The 15,435-nt window shown below is 71.6% G+C and carries 15 protein-coding genes; 13 read left to right on the top strand and 2 right to left on the bottom strand.

Features of this window, described 5'->3' with window-relative positions; all coding sequences use genetic code 11:
* The first annotated feature begins 416 nt into the window (after positions 1-416).
* The 8 genes from IGA62_RS01035 to IGA62_RS01000 all read left to right on the top strand — a co-directional run bounded on the left by IGA62_RS01035 (position 417) and on the right by IGA62_RS01000 (position 9,127).
* Complete coding sequence (locus tag IGA62_RS01035) at positions 417-1,457, top strand: LLM class flavin-dependent oxidoreductase (protein ID WP_145817044.1); 1,041 nt, start codon at positions 417-419, stop codon at positions 1,455-1,457.
* Positions 1,454-2,140, top strand: coding sequence for an NADPH-dependent F420 reductase (locus IGA62_RS01030; protein WP_232624839.1), 687 nt, complete (start codon positions 1,454-1,456; stop codon positions 2,138-2,140). The genes IGA62_RS01035 and IGA62_RS01030 overlap by 4 nt, the downstream gene beginning before the upstream one ends.
* A gap of 242 nt (positions 2,141-2,382) precedes the next feature.
* Complete coding sequence (locus IGA62_RS01025) at positions 2,383-3,618, top strand: serine hydrolase domain-containing protein (protein ID WP_145817046.1); 1,236 nt, start codon at positions 2,383-2,385, stop codon at positions 3,616-3,618.
* A gap of 262 nt (positions 3,619-3,880) precedes the next feature.
* Positions 3,881-5,323 (top strand): hypothetical protein, encoded by a 1,443-nt coding sequence (locus IGA62_RS01020; protein WP_145817048.1) that lies wholly within the window; start codon positions 3,881-3,883, stop codon positions 5,321-5,323.
* Positions 5,320-6,528, top strand: a complete 1,209-nt coding sequence (locus IGA62_RS01015; protein ID WP_145817050.1) for an ARPP-2 domain-containing protein — start codon at positions 5,320-5,322, stop codon at positions 6,526-6,528. Before IGA62_RS01020 ends, IGA62_RS01015 begins: the two co-directional genes overlap by 4 nt.
* A gap of 120 nt (positions 6,529-6,648) precedes the next feature.
* Positions 6,649-7,311, top strand: coding sequence for a VanZ family protein (locus tag IGA62_RS01010; protein ID WP_145817052.1), 663 nt, complete (start codon positions 6,649-6,651; stop codon positions 7,309-7,311).
* 9 nt (positions 7,312-7,320) lie between these two features.
* Entirely contained in the window at positions 7,321-8,016 is a 696-nt protein-coding gene (locus IGA62_RS01005) for a response regulator transcription factor (protein ID WP_145817054.1), read from the top strand.
* Positions 7,994-9,127: a sensor histidine kinase gene (locus tag IGA62_RS01000; RefSeq protein ID WP_269780478.1), complete on the top strand. Its 1,134-nt coding sequence runs from the start codon at positions 7,994-7,996 to the stop codon at positions 9,125-9,127. The genes IGA62_RS01005 and IGA62_RS01000 overlap by 23 nt, the downstream gene beginning before the upstream one ends.
* Positions 9,128-9,194: 67 nt before the next feature.
* Here IGA62_RS01000 and IGA62_RS00995 read toward each other — a convergent pair whose 3' ends face one another.
* Positions 9,195-9,599: a (2Fe-2S) ferredoxin domain-containing protein gene (locus IGA62_RS00995; RefSeq protein ID WP_145817056.1), complete on the bottom strand. Its 405-nt coding sequence runs from the start codon at positions 9,597-9,599 to the stop codon at positions 9,195-9,197.
* Positions 9,596-9,730, bottom strand: a complete 135-nt coding sequence (locus IGA62_RS30515; RefSeq protein ID WP_269780477.1) for a hypothetical protein — start codon at positions 9,728-9,730, stop codon at positions 9,596-9,598. The genes IGA62_RS00995 and IGA62_RS30515 overlap by 4 nt, the downstream gene beginning before the upstream one ends.
* Before the next feature lie 146 nt (positions 9,731-9,876).
* On the opposite strand from IGA62_RS30515, the gene IGA62_RS00990 reads away from it, so the two are divergent.
* The 5 genes from IGA62_RS00990 (at position 9,877) to IGA62_RS00970 (ending at position 15,423) form a co-directional block, all read left to right on the top strand.
* Positions 9,877-11,064: a serine hydrolase domain-containing protein gene (locus IGA62_RS00990; RefSeq protein ID WP_198501177.1), complete on the top strand. Its 1,188-nt coding sequence runs from the start codon at positions 9,877-9,879 to the stop codon at positions 11,062-11,064.
* 266 nt (positions 11,065-11,330) lie between these two features.
* Positions 11,331-12,821, top strand: a complete 1,491-nt coding sequence (locus IGA62_RS00985) for a serine/threonine-protein kinase (RefSeq protein ID WP_186499786.1) — start codon at positions 11,331-11,333, stop codon at positions 12,819-12,821.
* A gap of 103 nt (positions 12,822-12,924) precedes the next feature.
* Positions 12,925-13,716, top strand: a complete 792-nt coding sequence (locus IGA62_RS00980) for a class I SAM-dependent methyltransferase (protein ID WP_145817060.1) — start codon at positions 12,925-12,927, stop codon at positions 13,714-13,716.
* A 55-nt stretch (positions 13,717-13,771) separates the two neighbouring features.
* Positions 13,772-14,773 carry a hypothetical protein gene (locus tag IGA62_RS00975; RefSeq protein WP_145817062.1) on the top strand — a complete coding sequence of 334 codons (1,002 nt, stop codon included), beginning with the start codon at positions 13,772-13,774 and terminating at the stop codon, positions 14,771-14,773.
* On the top strand, positions 14,770-15,423 hold the full coding sequence (locus IGA62_RS00970; RefSeq protein ID WP_145817064.1) for a hypothetical protein: 654 nt from the start codon (positions 14,770-14,772) through the stop codon (positions 15,421-15,423). Before IGA62_RS00975 ends, IGA62_RS00970 begins: the two co-directional genes overlap by 4 nt.
* Positions 15,424-15,435: the final 12 nt, after the last annotated feature.

The following is a 15,435-nucleotide window of genomic DNA, read 5'->3' as shown; positions in this document are numbered from 1 at the left end:
GGCTAGACCAGAGAACCCCGTCAACGGCTGCGGTCAACCAAATACTCATGGCCTTGAGTCAGTCTGGATCCGCGATCACCAGGGCGCTGCGGCCTGTGGTGACAGGACCCCCGAGCGCTGCCGCGACCGTAGGTGCGAACCCGCATCCTCCTAGGATGCTCACGGGGTGTGTGCAGGTCGCTTCTCGCCGCCCACTGGATCAAGGCCGAGTTCGCCGCTGTGCGCTACTTCGCGCTCAACGGCACCGACCACCGCAGCCACCCCGAGGACGCAGGCCGTCCAGAACACCGGCGTCGGCGTGGTCAACCAGCCGGGGCCGACCGCTGGGCCCTTCCGGGCCCCGGGCATAAAGCCGCACCTCCGGTAGTTGCCGTGGTCGTCCCGTCCTCGACGTGCCGATTACTGGAGCCAATGCCATGAGCGACCTCATCCTCGGCCTCGACACCTTCGGCGACGTGCCGGAGGACGACAACGGCCGGCTCGTCTCGCATGCGGCCGCCATCCGCCAGGTCGTCGACGAAGCGGTGCTCGCCGACGAACTCGGCATCGACGCGATCGCGCTCGGTGAGCACCACCGCCCGGAGTACTCGATCTCCACCCCGGAGACCGTGCTCGCCGGCATCGCGACGCGGACCAGCCGGATCAGGCTGGGCTCCGGGGTGACCGTGCTCAGCTCCGATGACCCGGTCCGGGTCTTCCAGCGGTTCGCCACGGTCGACGCGATCTCCCACGGCCGGGCCGAGGTGATCCTCGGGCGCGGGTCGTTCACCGAGTCGTTCCCGCTGTTCGGCTACGACATGAGCGACTACGACGTGCTCTTCGAGGAGAAGCTCGACCTGTTCGTGAAGCTGCTCGACGAGAAGCCGGTGACCTGGAGCGGCACCACGCGGGCCGCGCTGGAGGAAGCGGACGTGTTCCCGAAGACCGAGTCGGGCCGGCTGAGCACCTGGGTCGGGGTGGGCGGGTCGCCGCAGTCGGTGGTACGCACCGCCCGGCACGGTCTGCCGCTGATGCTCGCGATCATCGGCGGGCAGCCGGAGCGGTTCGCGCCCTACGTCGACCTGTACCGGCGGGCCGCCGAGCAGCTCGGCACGGTCGCGCACCCGGTCGGCATGCACTCGCCGGGCTTCGTGGCCGACACCGACGAGGAGGCCAAGGAGCTGTTCTACCCGGCGTACAAGGTGCAGATGGACCGGATCGGTGCGCTGCGGGGCTGGCCGCCGCTCGGCCGGGCGACCTTCGATGCGGAGGTGGCGAACGGCTCGCTCTACATCGGCTCGCCGGAGACCGTCGCCCGCAAGATCGCCCGCGCGGTTGGTGCCCTCGGCGTTGGCCGGTTCGACATGATCTACACCGCCGGGGCGCAGTCCACCAGTGCCCGGATGCGGGCGGTCGAGCTGTTCGGCGCAAAGGTCGCGCCCATGGTCCGCGACATCCTCACCTCCCAGGGGGCATGACGATGACCACGATCGGCATCCTCGGCGCCGGCAAACTCGGCACCGTGTTGGCCCGGCTCGTCGTGGCAGCCGGCTACGACGTGCTCCTGGCCGGCTCCGGCGACCCGGCGAAGATCGCGTTGATTGCCGAGATCATCACGCCGGGCGCTGTCGCGGTCACCCCGACGGAGGCCGCCGAGCGGGCCGACATCGTGGTCCTTGCCCTGCCACTGGGCAAGTACCGCAGCGTCCCCGCCGAAGCGCTACGCGGCAAGCTCGTCATCGACGCGATGAACTACTGGTGGGAGGTGGACGGCATCCGTGACGACCTGACCGACCCGCGCACCTCGTCCAGCCAGATCGTGCAGGAGTTCCTGGCCGGGTCCCGGGTCGTCAAGGCGTTCAACCACATGGGTTACCACGACCTCGACGAAGGCGCCCGGCCGGCGGGCGCCCCGGGCCGCAAAGCCATCGCGATCGCCGGCGACGACCCCGACAGCGTCGCGACGGTGGCCGACCTGGTCGACACGGTCGGCTTCGATCCGGTCGTCGCCGGGCCGCTCGCTGAGGGCGTACGCATGCAACCCGGCACGGACCTGTTCGGCGCGAACGTCGACGCCGGGCAGGTCCGCGCCATGCTGGACCAGTTCCCCCACACAGATCCCGGCCGCGCTGTCGCCGACGCCCGCACCATGCCGCGTTGACCCTCGAACACGCTTGTCGGTAATGGCGGGAGGTCGCCCAGGTTCGCGCGAACGGCACCCCGTCAGGGTCGCACGCGGGATCGCCGCGGCATACGAGGAGCAGTGATCCTCCCGGATCGGGTATCGCGGGCGTATCGGAAAACGCATACGCCACCGCAACGGTCTCTCGTCTTCAGTGGAGGGACGGACCACAGCGCACCACCGGGGGCGCCAGGTTCGTCGACTGGGAAGGGACCGTGATCATGGAATCGGATTCGACGCGTGGTGTCGACCGGCGGAGGCTGTTCAAATGGGGCGGGCTGGCGGGCGCCGGCGTGGTGGCGGCCGGGGTGCCGCTGGTGAACGCCGGGATCGGCAACGCCGCCCCGGCCAGACACGACCGGATCCCGCCGGACACCCTGCCCGGCGGAGCCTACGACCGGTACGTCGCGCAGCTTGCCGCCGAGGGCAGGTTCTCGGGTGTGGTGATGCTGTCCCACCGGGGCCGGACGGTGCTGTCCCGCAGCTACGGCATGGCCGACCGGGAAAGAGGAATCCGCAACGGCGAGGGCACCGCGTTCACCCTCAGCTCGGCGGGCAAGCCGTTCAACGCGATAGCCGTCCTGCAACTGGCGCAGCAGGGCAAGCTCCAGCTGTCGGACCCGGTGGGCAAACACCTGACGGGCTTCGCCCGGGACATCGCCGAGCGGGTGACCATCCACCACATGCTCTCCGGCACCTCCGGGATGAATACCCCCGAGGAGGACATCCAACGGGTCTTCCAGAGCCGGGAGGAGGTCCACGAGTACCGGGAGCGGTGGGCCCGGCAGGCGGAGCTGGTGGGCGTACCCGGCACTCCCAACACCATCCACGCCGGTGCCGAGACCGTCGTCCCCGCGCTGATCGTGGAGGCCGTCAGCGGCAGGACCTACTGGGACTACGTCGAGGAGAACATCTTCCGGCGCTGCGGCATGACCGGCTCGGCGTTCCACACCAGGCCCCAGTGGCTCACCGACGAGCACATCGCGCACCCGTACATGACCCTGGCCGACGGAAGCCAGGTCGACGCCGTCCGCAACCTTGACAAGGGCAGCCCGTACCCGTACATGCTGGGTCGGAACCCGGGTCGCGCCTTCATCGACGCCCTTGGGGACGGCGGTTTCGCCACCGCACCGGACCTGATCCGGTTCGCCCGCGCGCTGGGCGACGGCACGCTGCTGGACCGGCCCTGGGCGACCGTACTCACCGCGGCCAAGGTCCCGCACGGCCCGGCGTCGTTCGGCACGTACGGGCCTTCGGCCGAGATCGTCGGCGGCCAGTGGGCGTTCCAGCGCGCCGGCGGCAACCCCGGTGTCTGCGCCAACTGGAGCATCTACCCGGACACCAGCTGGGTCGGCGTCATCCTCGGCAACTCCGACGTTGTGCCGCTGGTGGAGATGATCGGGCGGGAGATCCACGCCATCACCGGGGCTTCGTCCGGCGACGGGGGTGGTGGCTGAGGCGGTCGGGCGGCGGACAGGAAGACACGGAATCTCCGGCCCGAGCGTCCTCGAGACCTGCTCCGGGTAGCGAGGACGACGACCGAGGTCCTGCTGGCGGCTCGATTGTTCGTGGCGTCCGTGGTGATCGTGACGGTATGGTGGCCCGGCCGGCCGTGGGACTTGGTTGCGACTTCCGGAACCCGCATGTGAAGCGATACTTCGCAGTTCGTGCCTTCATTCCCCGGCCGGCCCGCTTGCCGCCCGTCGAGGAAGCTGGGTCGTGGACGTGTCGCTGTCGGAACGGGTCGCGTGCGAGGACGTGCTCATGTTCGTCAACGCCGCGATCGCCTCCACGGCTCAGCGCGAGTTCCACAGTCGGGCAAGCACCCAGCAGATGTCGCTGGGCTTCCTGCACGAGTACGTGCTGGGCAACTACCGGGACCTCTACGCGGCGACGGCGGCTTTGGAGATCAACCATCTCAACGCGGCGATGGTCGTGACGAACCTGCTGCGCACCGCGTCGACCGCGAGCCCCGAGCAGCGGGCGGTGGAGGGGCGGCTGATCGCCGCGCGGCTGCGGCTACTGCCGCCCCAACGGGTGTACTCCGTGTTCCGTGAACTACGCCGGTTGGGCATCAACAACCGGCGTACCAGGGCGATCGTGCGCGACTGGGTGGCTGGCCGACCGGATCCGGCGTTCGACGCGGTCAAGTACCGCCGGTCGCTGTCGGTCGCGGCCCGCCACGCCCACCTTGCGCTGCCCGCCGAGGTGGGTACGGTGCTGTTCGACTGGCGTCGCCCCAAGCGTTACGAGACGCCGATCCTGGAGGCGTGGCGGCGCGCCCACTACGACCGGCGTGCGCTGTACGAGCTGCCGTACACGGTCGCCGAAGGGCTCGCCGCCCAGCATGGGATCGACCGATCTCGCTTCCTCAAGGGCATCGCGCCGAAGCTCACCGACGGCGAACGGCTGCGGCTCCAGTCGGCCGCCACCCGACACGAGGTCGGCGCGGTCGCCATGGACCTCGCCACGGTGCCACTGACCCGCCTCGCCGTCTACGCGCTGTCGCTGTCCCGGCCGGAGCGGCAACGGCGCCGCGAGGAGTTGACCGGCGCGCTGCGGGCGGCCGCCCGGCGCGCCGCACGTCGGCAGGCGGGCACGTGGGGCCGGGTCGTGGCGGTCCTCGACGACAGCTACTCCGCCTCCGGCTCCGGGGTCAAACGTCGCCGGCCCCTTGCCGTCGCCCTCGCCACGCACTACCTGCTGGAGGCGCTCGCGGCCGAGTACACCGGACTGTGGCTGAACCACCGTGGCGACCCGCTGCTGGTGCACCCCATCGGAGCGACCGCGCTCGGTGAACGCATCCTCGACGGCCTGGAACAGCGACCCGATCGGCTCGTCGTCGTCTCCGACGGGTGGGACAACGCCCCGCCCGGACAGGCCGCCGAGGTGCTCCGGGTCTGGCGTACCCGCCTCGACCCTGACCAGCGCACGAGCATCGTGCACCTCAACCCGGTCTACGATGCCGACACCTTCGACGTACGACGCCTCGCCCCGGCTGTGGCCACCGTCGGCGTGCGCGACGCCGAGGACGTCCCGGCCCTCGTCGAGCTGGCCCGGTTCGCCACCGGCGACGCCGGCCTCGACGAGCTGCGCCGCCACCTCGCTGACCGGGTGGACCGGTTCCTCACCGACGACTCCGGCGGGCAGGAGTCCCCATGACCACCACCGCACCCGTGGACGGGATCGACCTGACCGGGCTGACCGTCGCCCCCGACCAGACGTGGGGCGCGGTACGCCTGGTGCCGTTGCTGCGGCCCGTACCCATCTCGGATCTGCGTCTGCACGCCCGCCTCCACGACCCCGACGAACTGTCGATCGTCCACGCCGGGCCGCGCAGCGCCTACGTCTCCTACGTGCCCCACGCGTTCGTCGCGAGCTGGACCACCGACGACACGCCCGCCGCCGCCTACGGCACCCAGCTACGCGATCCCGCCGCGTCCGGCGCCCCCACCGGTATCCGGCTGGCGTTCCGGCGAGGCATGGCCCGCCGGGACGGCGACCAGCGGCTCCGCTTCCTGCCGCTGCACCTGGCGATGGAGGGCTGTCTCGCCCTGCAGTTCGGCGGGCCGTCCATCGCCTGGCAGGAATGGACCCGCCAGGCCGTCGCCCGCGGCCTGTCCCCGCGCGTCGAGGCCAGCTACACCGGCACGGCGATTCCCGGCCTCGACGACGCGCTGCGCGTCTTCGAAATCCACCCTGGCCAGTGCGGAATGGTGCTCTACGTCGCCGACGCCCTGGCCGCGGCGTTCGTCGTCAGCCATCCCGACGACTACCGCGCCCTGCACCCGACCCTGTTGCAGGACTTCTACGGTGAGCTGATCTTCCAGTACGCCCACCTGTACCCGGCGGTGCCCGGCTTCACCGCCCGTCTCGACGACACGACCGTCGACAGCGTCGCCGACCTGCGCGGGCGACTCGCCCAGGCGCGCGCCGACTGGGCGGCCTTCCACACCGTGATGGCCGGCGGGCTGCTCGCGGCAGCGCACCTCACGTTCACGCCGGTGTACCGAATGGGACGTTTCACCCTGTCCCGCTTCCTGCCAGCCCTCGACCCGGGCACCGAGAACCACATCGGCGAGATGATCACCGACGACACCGGCCAACTCGCCTACCTCAAGACGTTCCGGCTGTCGGCCGCCCAGACCCGCCGTGGGCACCTGCTGTCCCAACTCGCCGCCCACGACTGGAACCTCGACGCCACCGCCACCGCCCTCGGCACCGACCGTCGAGGGATCACGCTACGGCTGGACAACGCCGGCTTCGGCCACCTGCTCCGACCCGACATCATCGACGCCTGCCGCAACCAGGCCCGGAAACCACACGATCGGGCGACGGGAACCCGGCCCACGTCGCGAGCGGGGTGAGCACCTCCGACGTGTCTGTCGGCACGTGGTGGTCGTCGCCGTCGGTGGGCACCGCGTGTATCGCGGACGTATCCAGAAGCGCATACGCCACCGCAACGGTCCTCCGGCTTCGATAGCGGCATGAACCGCAGTGGAACCCTCCCGGCACCGCCCCGCCGTACGCGCGGGATCGTGCTCGCCGGCCTGGCTGTCCTCGGGCTGGCGAGCGCGGTGTTCGCCGTACGGCGGCCGCTCATGATGTCCGCTCCGAGGTGCCTGGCCGGGCGGTGGCACGGCTGCTACGACACGTTCAACGGTGTGGTGCTCATGATGCTGGTCGGTCTGCCGTTGGCCGCACTGGTGGTGTGGGCCCTGGCGCACCGTCGGCGTGCCGCCGGCGTCTCGTCGGCGTGGCGGATGTCGCTGGCCGAGGTGGGCATGATTTACGGGACGGTGCCGATGGTGTGGCTGACCATGATGCCGGGGCCGGGGGCCGGCATCGTCCCGGGCCGGGTGAGTCTGGTCCCGTTGCGGGACCTGGCCACGATGGGGCCGGTCGGGATCGGCGGCAACCTGCTGATCTTCGCGGCGCTGGGGTTCTTCGTTCCGGTGCGGTTCGCGGCGCTGGCGTCCGTGCCGCGGATCCTGGCGCTCGGGGCAGGCTGCTCGGTCCTGGTCGAAACCACGCAGTACGTCCTGCGGTTGGACCGGGTGTCCTCCGTGGACGACGTCCTGGTCAACGCGATCGGCGCCGGGCTGGCCGCGCTGGCGTCGCGCCACTGGTGGGCCACCACGAGGTCATAGGGTTCCGGGATGCGCGTACTGATCGTGGAGGACGAGCCCTACCTGGCCGAAGCCGTCCGTGACGGTCTGCGGCTGGGGGCGATCGCCGCCGACATCGCCGGCGACGGCGAGACCGCCCTGGAACTGCTCAGCGTCAACTCCTACGACCTCGCGGTCCTCGACCGGGACATCCCCGGCCCCTCCGGCGACGAGGTCGCCCGGCGCATCGTCGCCTCCGGCAGCGGCATCCCGATCCTCATGCTCACCGCCGCCGACCGGATCGACGACAAGGCCTCCGGGTTCGCGCTCGGTGCCGACGACTACCTCACCAAACCGTTCGACCTGCGGGAACTCGTCCTGCGGCTGAGGGCGCTCGACCGCAGACGCGGGTACGCCCGGCCCCCGGTCCGCGAGATCGCGGGCCTGCGGCTCGACCCCTTCCGCCGGGAGGTCTTCCGCGACGGACGCTACGTCGCGCTCACCCGTAAGCAGTTCGCCGTGCTGGAAGTCCTCGTCGCCGCCGAGGGTGGCATCGTCAGCGCCGAGGAGCTGTTGGAACGGGGCTGGGACGAGAACGCCAACCCCTTCACCAACGCCGTGCGCATCACCGTTTCCGCACTGCGGAAACGGCTCGGTGAACCATGGGTCATCGCCACGGTGCCCGGCGTCGGCTACCGCATCGACGCGGCACCCGGCACCGAGCGTGCGGGAGGGGACCGTGGATAGGGAGCCCGGTCTGAGCGTCCGCCTCAAACTGACCCTCAGCTATGCGGGCTTCGTCATGCTGGCAGGCGGCTTGCTCCTCGGCACAGTCTGGGTCTTCCTGCTGCGGTACGTACCCGAGGTGGTCGACAACCCCCAGCTGCCCGCACCCGGTCGCGCCCGTCTCCCCGTTCCCGTGATGTTCGTACCGAACCGCTCCGACCTGCTCCGCGCCTTCGCCCCGAGGGCAGCCGTGGTGCTGGCCCTTCTGCTGGTGTTCGGCCTCCTGGGCGGGTGGATCCTCGCCGGCCGGATGCTCGCGCCGCTGACCCGCATCACGAATGCCACACGCGTGGCCGCGGACGGATCGCTGTCCCACCGGATTCGGCTGGAGGGCCGCCAGGACGAATTCCGTGAACTGTCCGACGCGTTCGACTCGATGCTCGCACAGCTCGAAGCAAACGTCGCCGAGCAGCAGAGGTTCGCCGCCAACGCGTCCCACGAACTGCGCACCCCATTGGCGATCTCGCGGACGCTTCTCGACGTCGCCCGCAACGGTCCGACACAGGACCCTGGCGAGATATTCGAACGCCTGCACGCCGTCAATCAGCGGGCGATCGACCTCACCGAGGCCCTCCTGCTGCTCAGCCGCGGCGACCGCAGGAACTTCACCCGCGAGAGCGTCGACCTCTCCCTCCTCGCCGAAGAAGCCGCCGAAACGCTGCTCCCCCTCGCCGAACAGCGCCGGATCACACTGGACGTCACCGGCGGCGTGGCCCGGACCATCGGCTCCGCCGAGCTGCTGGCGCGGATGGTGGCCAACCTCGTCCAGAACGCCGTCGTCCACAACCTCCCCGCCGGCGGCACGGTGACGGTCCACACCGAGGCGCGCGGCCACACCAGCGTGCTGCGGGTCGAGAACACGGGTCGCCGGCTCCCCCCGGAGCTGGTACCGGCCCTCACCGAACCCTTTCGGCGCGGAACGGAACGGGTACGCACCGACGGGCACGCCGGCGTCGGACTCGGCCTGGCCATCGTGCACAGCATCGTCCGCGCCCACGACGGAACCCTCGACCTCGTCCCCGGCCCCGCCGGCGGTTTGCTCGTCACGGTCCGGCTTCCCGGCACGCCGTAGGAACCTCCAGGAGTTCCCATCGCTCCCGCCCGCCGCCTTGGCGGGTGATGCGCTGCGGGCAGGGTGCTCAGGCCAGTTGCTGACGGGTCCGTCGGGCGGGGTTGATCGCGTACAGGTCGAGTACGCCTGGCGGATCCGCCAGGCCGGGGCCACCGGCGCGGACCCAGGCGGCGATGTCCCCGACGGCGTCGGGGTCGTTGACCAGGCCCAACCAGACCGGCCGACCGCCGGCTCGCCGGCCGGCAGCCGAGGGTTGCACGACGATGACGTTGGCGTACTCGCAGGTGTCGAGGCAGTCGCTGACCCGGACCTGCGCCGCGCCGGCCAGCGTCTTCCGCAGCTGCGACAGTTGGCCGGCGTGGTCGACACCGGGGATCTTGCCCGTGCCGCAGCAGCAGCCCCGGCACACGGTGACCGTGCAACTCGGGCTGGCTGCCGTGTCGCGGGCGGCGGGGCCGGTGCGGCGGGTCACGACGCGGCCCCGGCGGCTGCGCGGCGCCAGGCCCGGCGGGACGCGTTGAGTCCGACGACGGTGGAGTCCTCGTGCCCGGTGACGTCGAGCGGCAGCGGCGGGTGGTCGATCAGGTTCCAGGTAACGAGCACGGTGACAAAGATAGTGGCGATCACACCCGTACGTGGGCAGCCCGTTCGTCGTCGCGCAAGCAGAGAGCGGCGGTTGTCAATTGCCCGCGTTACCCTACCGGGGTAGGGTAAGGCGGGCGGTTGTCATCAAGCCCGCCCCCTCCGGCGTGCCGCTGCTGGTCTTGCAGAAGCGCGTCCTCTGGCTGGCGCGGGCCGTACCGACGCCGCTGACGGTCCAGGATGACGGGGAGGCGGGCACATTGAAGGTCGAAGGGTTCACCGCGCAGGGGTACGACGCCGTACGGGAGGTGTTCCAGCGCCTGGTCGACGAGGGGCGGGAGACCGGCGCGGGGGTGTCGGTGTGGCGGGACGGGCGAGAGGTGGTCCGGCTCAGCGGGGGATGGGCCGATGTGGAGCGGCGACGCCCGTGGCGTGACGACACGCTGGTCCAGCCCTACTCGTTGTCGAAGACGTTCGCCACCCTCGCCGCGCTGGTGGCGGTCCGCGACGGTGCGCTGGCCCTCGACGAGCCTGTCGCCGCGTACTGGAAAGAGTACGGAGTGGAGGGCAAGGAGCGGACCACCCTGCGCCAGGTGCTCACCCACCAGGCGGGGCAGCCCCGGTTTCCGCAGGAGGCTGCGAACCTGGACCTGCTCGACGACGCCGGGCTACGGGAGAGTCTGGCGAGGACGGCGCCGGAGTACGCCCCGGGCACCGCGCTGGGGGAGCACGCACTGACCTACGGCCACCTCATCGACGGGATCCTCCGCGCCGCCACCGGACGCAGCCTCCAGGAGGTGTACGACAGCGTCGTGCGACCCGCGCTCGCTCTCGACGCCTGGTTCGGCGTGCCGGACACGGAACTCGAACGTGTCGCCGACCTCGAGTACGCCAGCCCGGACTGGCCGCGGCAACTGCACGCGGCACCGTGGCTGCAGATCCCCGACGGCGCGTTGGACACCCGCCGGGTCAACTCCCGCGACTGGCGGCAGACGGTGTTCGCCGCGGCCAACCTCCACACCACCGCGACCGCCATGGCCGGCTTCTTCTCCTCGATCACCAGCGAGGAGGGGCCCCTGCGTGAGCTGCTCGGGCCGCAGTTGCACACCGAACTGCTCACCTCGCAGGTCACCGGCCATGACCAGGTCTTCGGCACCCGGCTCACCTGGACGCTCGGCTTCCTCCGTGATCGCGGCAAGATCGCCAAGGGTGGCATCGGGGGCTCCGCCGCCTGGTGGTCCCTCGACCACCGGCACTCCTGCGCCTACCTGACCCGTCGGCTGGACGACCACTCCCGCGCCGCCGAGATCGCCACCGTACTCGGTGACAACCTGGCCGTGGTCGGGGACGATTGAGCACAGGGCTGTGCGAGGAGCGCTCTCCACCGCGTCAGAGGAGTGAGCCTTTCGTGGGTCTTGGAGGTTGACGGTCTCTCGGCGGTGGGACGGTCGGGGCCGGTCACGGGCAGCCGCAGGCGACGGGTCTCCGCGTCGGTCGTCTATCGGGACCGGACCCGGCACCGCGACCGGGCCCGACGCCGGCGGGCCCTCCCACGCGCTGTGACATGATGTCGCGCGGTCGGCCTGACCAGGATGCGCCGACCCCTGGACGGGGAGAGGGAATGCTGCGCCCTGGCCTGAGACTGAACGACCGCTACCGCCTCGACGCCCGGATCGGCGCCGGTGGGATGGGCGAGGTCTGGCGAGCGGTCGACGAGGTGCTCGGCCGGGTGGTCGCGGTGAAGGCCATGCTCCCGGACGTGGCCGGTGAACCGGACTTCGCGCGCCGGTTCCTGGTCGAGGCGAAGGCCATGGCCAGCGTGAACCACCCCGCCGTGGCCTCGATCCACGACTACGGTCACAGCGACGGGCTCACCTTCCTGGTGATGGAGTTCATCGAGGGGCACTCCCTCTCCCAGATCCTGGCCAGCCACGGCCGGCTGACCCCCGCCGACACGATGCACCTCGTCGCGCAGGCGGCGGAGGGACTGCAGGCGGTCCACGACTGCGGGATCGTGCACCGCGACATCAAGCCGGCCAATCTGCTGGTTCGTCGGAACGGTTCGCTGCTGATCACCGACTTCGGTATCTCGCGCCACCGGGACGCCACGAACCTCACCGTCTCCGGCGTCGTCCTCGGCACGCCCACCTACCTGTCACCCGAGCAGGTGCTCGGGCAACCTGCCACCGCGCTCAGCGACGTCTACTCGCTCGGGCTCGCCGCCTACGAGTGTCTCGCCGGGCACCGCCCGTTCGCCGGGGACAACCCGTACGCGGTGGCCCTGCAACGGGTCCAGGCGGCGCCCCGTGCCCTCGGCGACGACGTTCCCCCACCCGTGCGCGCCGTCATCGAGCGGGCCCTTACCCAGGCGCCGGCCGACCGCTGGCCGTCCGCAGCCGCGCTGGCCGGCGCGGCCCGAGCCGCCGCGAACGGGATGCCTGGACACCCGCTACCGCCGCCCGCCGCCCCACCGGTGGCGGCGCCCGCTCCGGGCGCACCGGTGGCCCCGCCCGGTCCGCTCCCGGTCGCACCGGTGGCAGCATCCGGACCGGTGACGGTGCCGCCGGTCGCGGACCGGCCGGTCGCATCGGCCCGGCGGCGGTGGTCGCTGGTGGCCGGGGCGACGGTGCTCGCCCTCGTCGGCGGGATCACGGCCTGGCAGACGATCGGCGACGGTGGTTCGAGGGCCGGCGCCGGCCCGACGCCGGACACCACGCCGTCGGCCGCGCCGGCCGGGTTCGTCGCCTGCGGCGCCACCCTCTGCCCGACCAGCCCGCTGTGTTGGGACGGGCTGGTCGCGATCAGTGGGAACGCCATGCGACCCCGGAAGGCCGACTGCGCCGGGGAGCACTCCTGGGAGACGTTCGCGGCGACCCGGCTGCCCGCCGACGCCGTCGACGTGCCCCAGGACGATCTGATGGCCCACCCCGTCGTCACCGCGGCCTGCTCGGCTTCGGTCATGGCGTCTCGCAGCGCCGATCGGAGCGCCACCGCCGGCTGGGTCCGGGACGCCTGGCCGGTCCAGATCTCCGGCACGGACGTCTGGTTGGTGCACTGTCTGGCGCGACCGGAGACGGGTGACCCGTCGGGCTCCGCCTTCTCGACCCCCTGACCGCGCCGGACGCGCGGCCGCCCGACACACCGCGCGCCGCCGGATGGTGCGAGGCTGGAGGCGGTCGCCGTCGCCGGAGGCGGCGCCCGCAGTGGAGGGTGCGATGGCCGAGCCACCGACCGGGGCCTCGTCGGGCAGCGCGCAGGAGCACGGCCGGCGCGCCAACCGGCGTAGTTACCACGACGGGGCGCAGGTCAACGGGTACGTCGACGACCCGTACCACCGGGTCCGCCGGGCGGTCGCGGCCCGGCTGATGGTCGACGAGGTCCTCGGGGGAGGGCCGGTACTGGAGTTGGGCAGCGGCCCGTGCAGCATGGTCGACCCGACGGAGCTGCCCGTGCCACTCGTGGTGGCGGACATGGCCGAGGCCGCGCTGGACGCGGCCCGCCGGGCCACCGCCGGTCGGGCGCTACCGGTCTGTCTGGACGCCACCCGCGGCCTGCCGTTCCGCGCCGGCAGCTTCGCCGGGCTGCTGACCGGTGAGCTGATCGAGCACGTCTACGACCCGGTGGCGCTGCTGCGGGAGTGTCACCGGGTCCTTGTCCCGGGTGGGCTGCTGGTGCTCACCACCCCGAACCTGGCGACCGTCCAGGACCGACTGGCGTTCCTCGCCGGCCGCGCGCCCCGCCAGGTGGACCCGCTGCACCCGTACCTCTGGTTGCACATCCGACCGTTCACCGCGTCGCTGCTGCGGCGGGTGCTGCGCCGGGCCGGGTTCGCACCGCTGGCGCTACGTTCCAACCACGTCGGGTGGCGGCTGCCCGGCGGGCGCTGGGTCACCTCCCGGCTGCTCGCCCGGGTCGCGCCGGGGCTCGGCGGGTCGCTGATCTGCGCCGCCCGGCGGCTGGGCGAACCACCGTCGCGGCAGGACGCGGGGCCCCGGAACAACGCGTGATCACCATATTGACAAAGGGTTATCATGGAGGTTCCGTCATCGACCGGGGGATGTCATGGCCGGCCTCTTCACCTGGGTCGTCAAGAATCTCGACGCGTTCATCGGGCTGCTCCTGGCCCTGATCGTCGCGATCCTCGGGCTCAACAACGGCGTCAGCCAGGACGTGGTGAACAGCGCCACCCTGCTCATCCTCGGCGTGCTCGCCCAGGCAGTGCTGCGCGACCGGCTGCGCCGGGAGACCGCCGAGCGCGAGGTGCGGCAGGCGGTCCGGGACACCCGCGACCGGCTCGCCGAGCTGGTGCCGCAGATGCGGGAGATCACCGGCCCGGAGGGGGCGCTGAACCGGGCCCGGGAGGCGATCGACAGCGTCTCCATGGTCCGTGTCCTGCACGGCAGCGAGGTCGGGCAGGCCCTGGCCGAGGCCCGTCGGCACACCGACCGGTGGAACTTCAAGGGCGGCACCGGCACCTACACCCGGGCGGTCACCCTGCCCGAGTGCCTGGAACACGCCCGTCAGCGCAACGCCACCCTGCACTTCGCCATCGAGATCATCGACCCGACCGACGAGGAGGTCTGCGAGCGGTACGCACGGTTCCGGCGCAGCCTCGCCCCGGACGCACCCGGCGAGCGGTGGACCGTCGACCGCACCCGCAAGGAGTCCTACGCGACCGTGCTGGCCGCCTGCTGGCACCGGCAGCGCTCCGGGCTGCTCACCATCGACGTCCGGGTCTCCGCGCAGATGACCACCTTCCGCTACGACCTCTCGTCGAGCTGCGTCATCATCACCCAGGAGAATCCACAGACCCCGGCCCTGAGGATCGACCGCAGGGAGCTCTACTACAACCGCTACAACATCGAGTTGCAGTACAGCCGTGAGCAGAGCCGACGGGTGCCCATCGAGGCTGCCGGCCAGGTCAGCCTCGACGACGAGCCCTCGGTGGAGCAGGTCCGCCGGCTGTTCACCGCGCTCGGGCTGCCACTACCCCGGTCCTTCGGCGACCGCGAGGTCGCCGACATCGTGAGCCGGGCCATCCAGGCGAGGAACCCGTACGCATGATGAGCTACGCCGACCTCGAACGCGAGATCGACCGGGGCACCCGGCCGGAGCTGCTCCGCGACTGGGTGCTGGACGTCCTCGACGACGTCGCCGGGAGGCGGCGGCCGTTGCTGGCCGTACGGCACCCGCTCGGCTTCACCTGCCTGCCGGTGAACCGCACCGGCCGCGACGGGATCTGCGTGCACGCCTGGCCGGCCGAGCCACCGGCCGTCCAGCCGACCACGTCCACCATGCACTCGCACAGCTGGGACCTGCTCAGCCACGTGCTGCACGGGCGGATCCGCAACGAGTTGATCGAGGTGACCGAGGCGCCCGCCGACCCCGCCTGGCGGGTGTACGAGGTGCACAGCCGGGGCGACGTCGACGAGATGGCGGCCACCGACCGGCTGGTGACGGCGGCGCCCGCCACCGTGGAGACGCACTCCGCCGGTAACTCGTACGCGCTGCGCGCCGGTGGCTTCCACACCTCCGAGGTGGACCCGGGACAGCCGGCGGTGACCGTGGTGCTGGGTCGGGCCACGCCCGGCCTGTGCGACCTGAGCCTCGGCGCGGTGGACGGGTGCAGCCACCGGGTACGCCGGGATCGCTGCGACGCGGCGGAGACCGCCCGGATGGCGCGGGAGATCGCCCGACTGGTGGCACGGGGCTGAGGGCTGGAGGAG

The organism is Micromonospora sagamiensis (assembly GCF_014680085.1).
Classification (GTDB): Bacteria; Actinomycetota; Actinomycetes; order Mycobacteriales; family Micromonosporaceae; genus Micromonospora; species Micromonospora inyonensis.
Note: the sequence above shows the minus strand (reverse complement) of the source record. Positions and strands in the feature narration are given on the sequence as shown.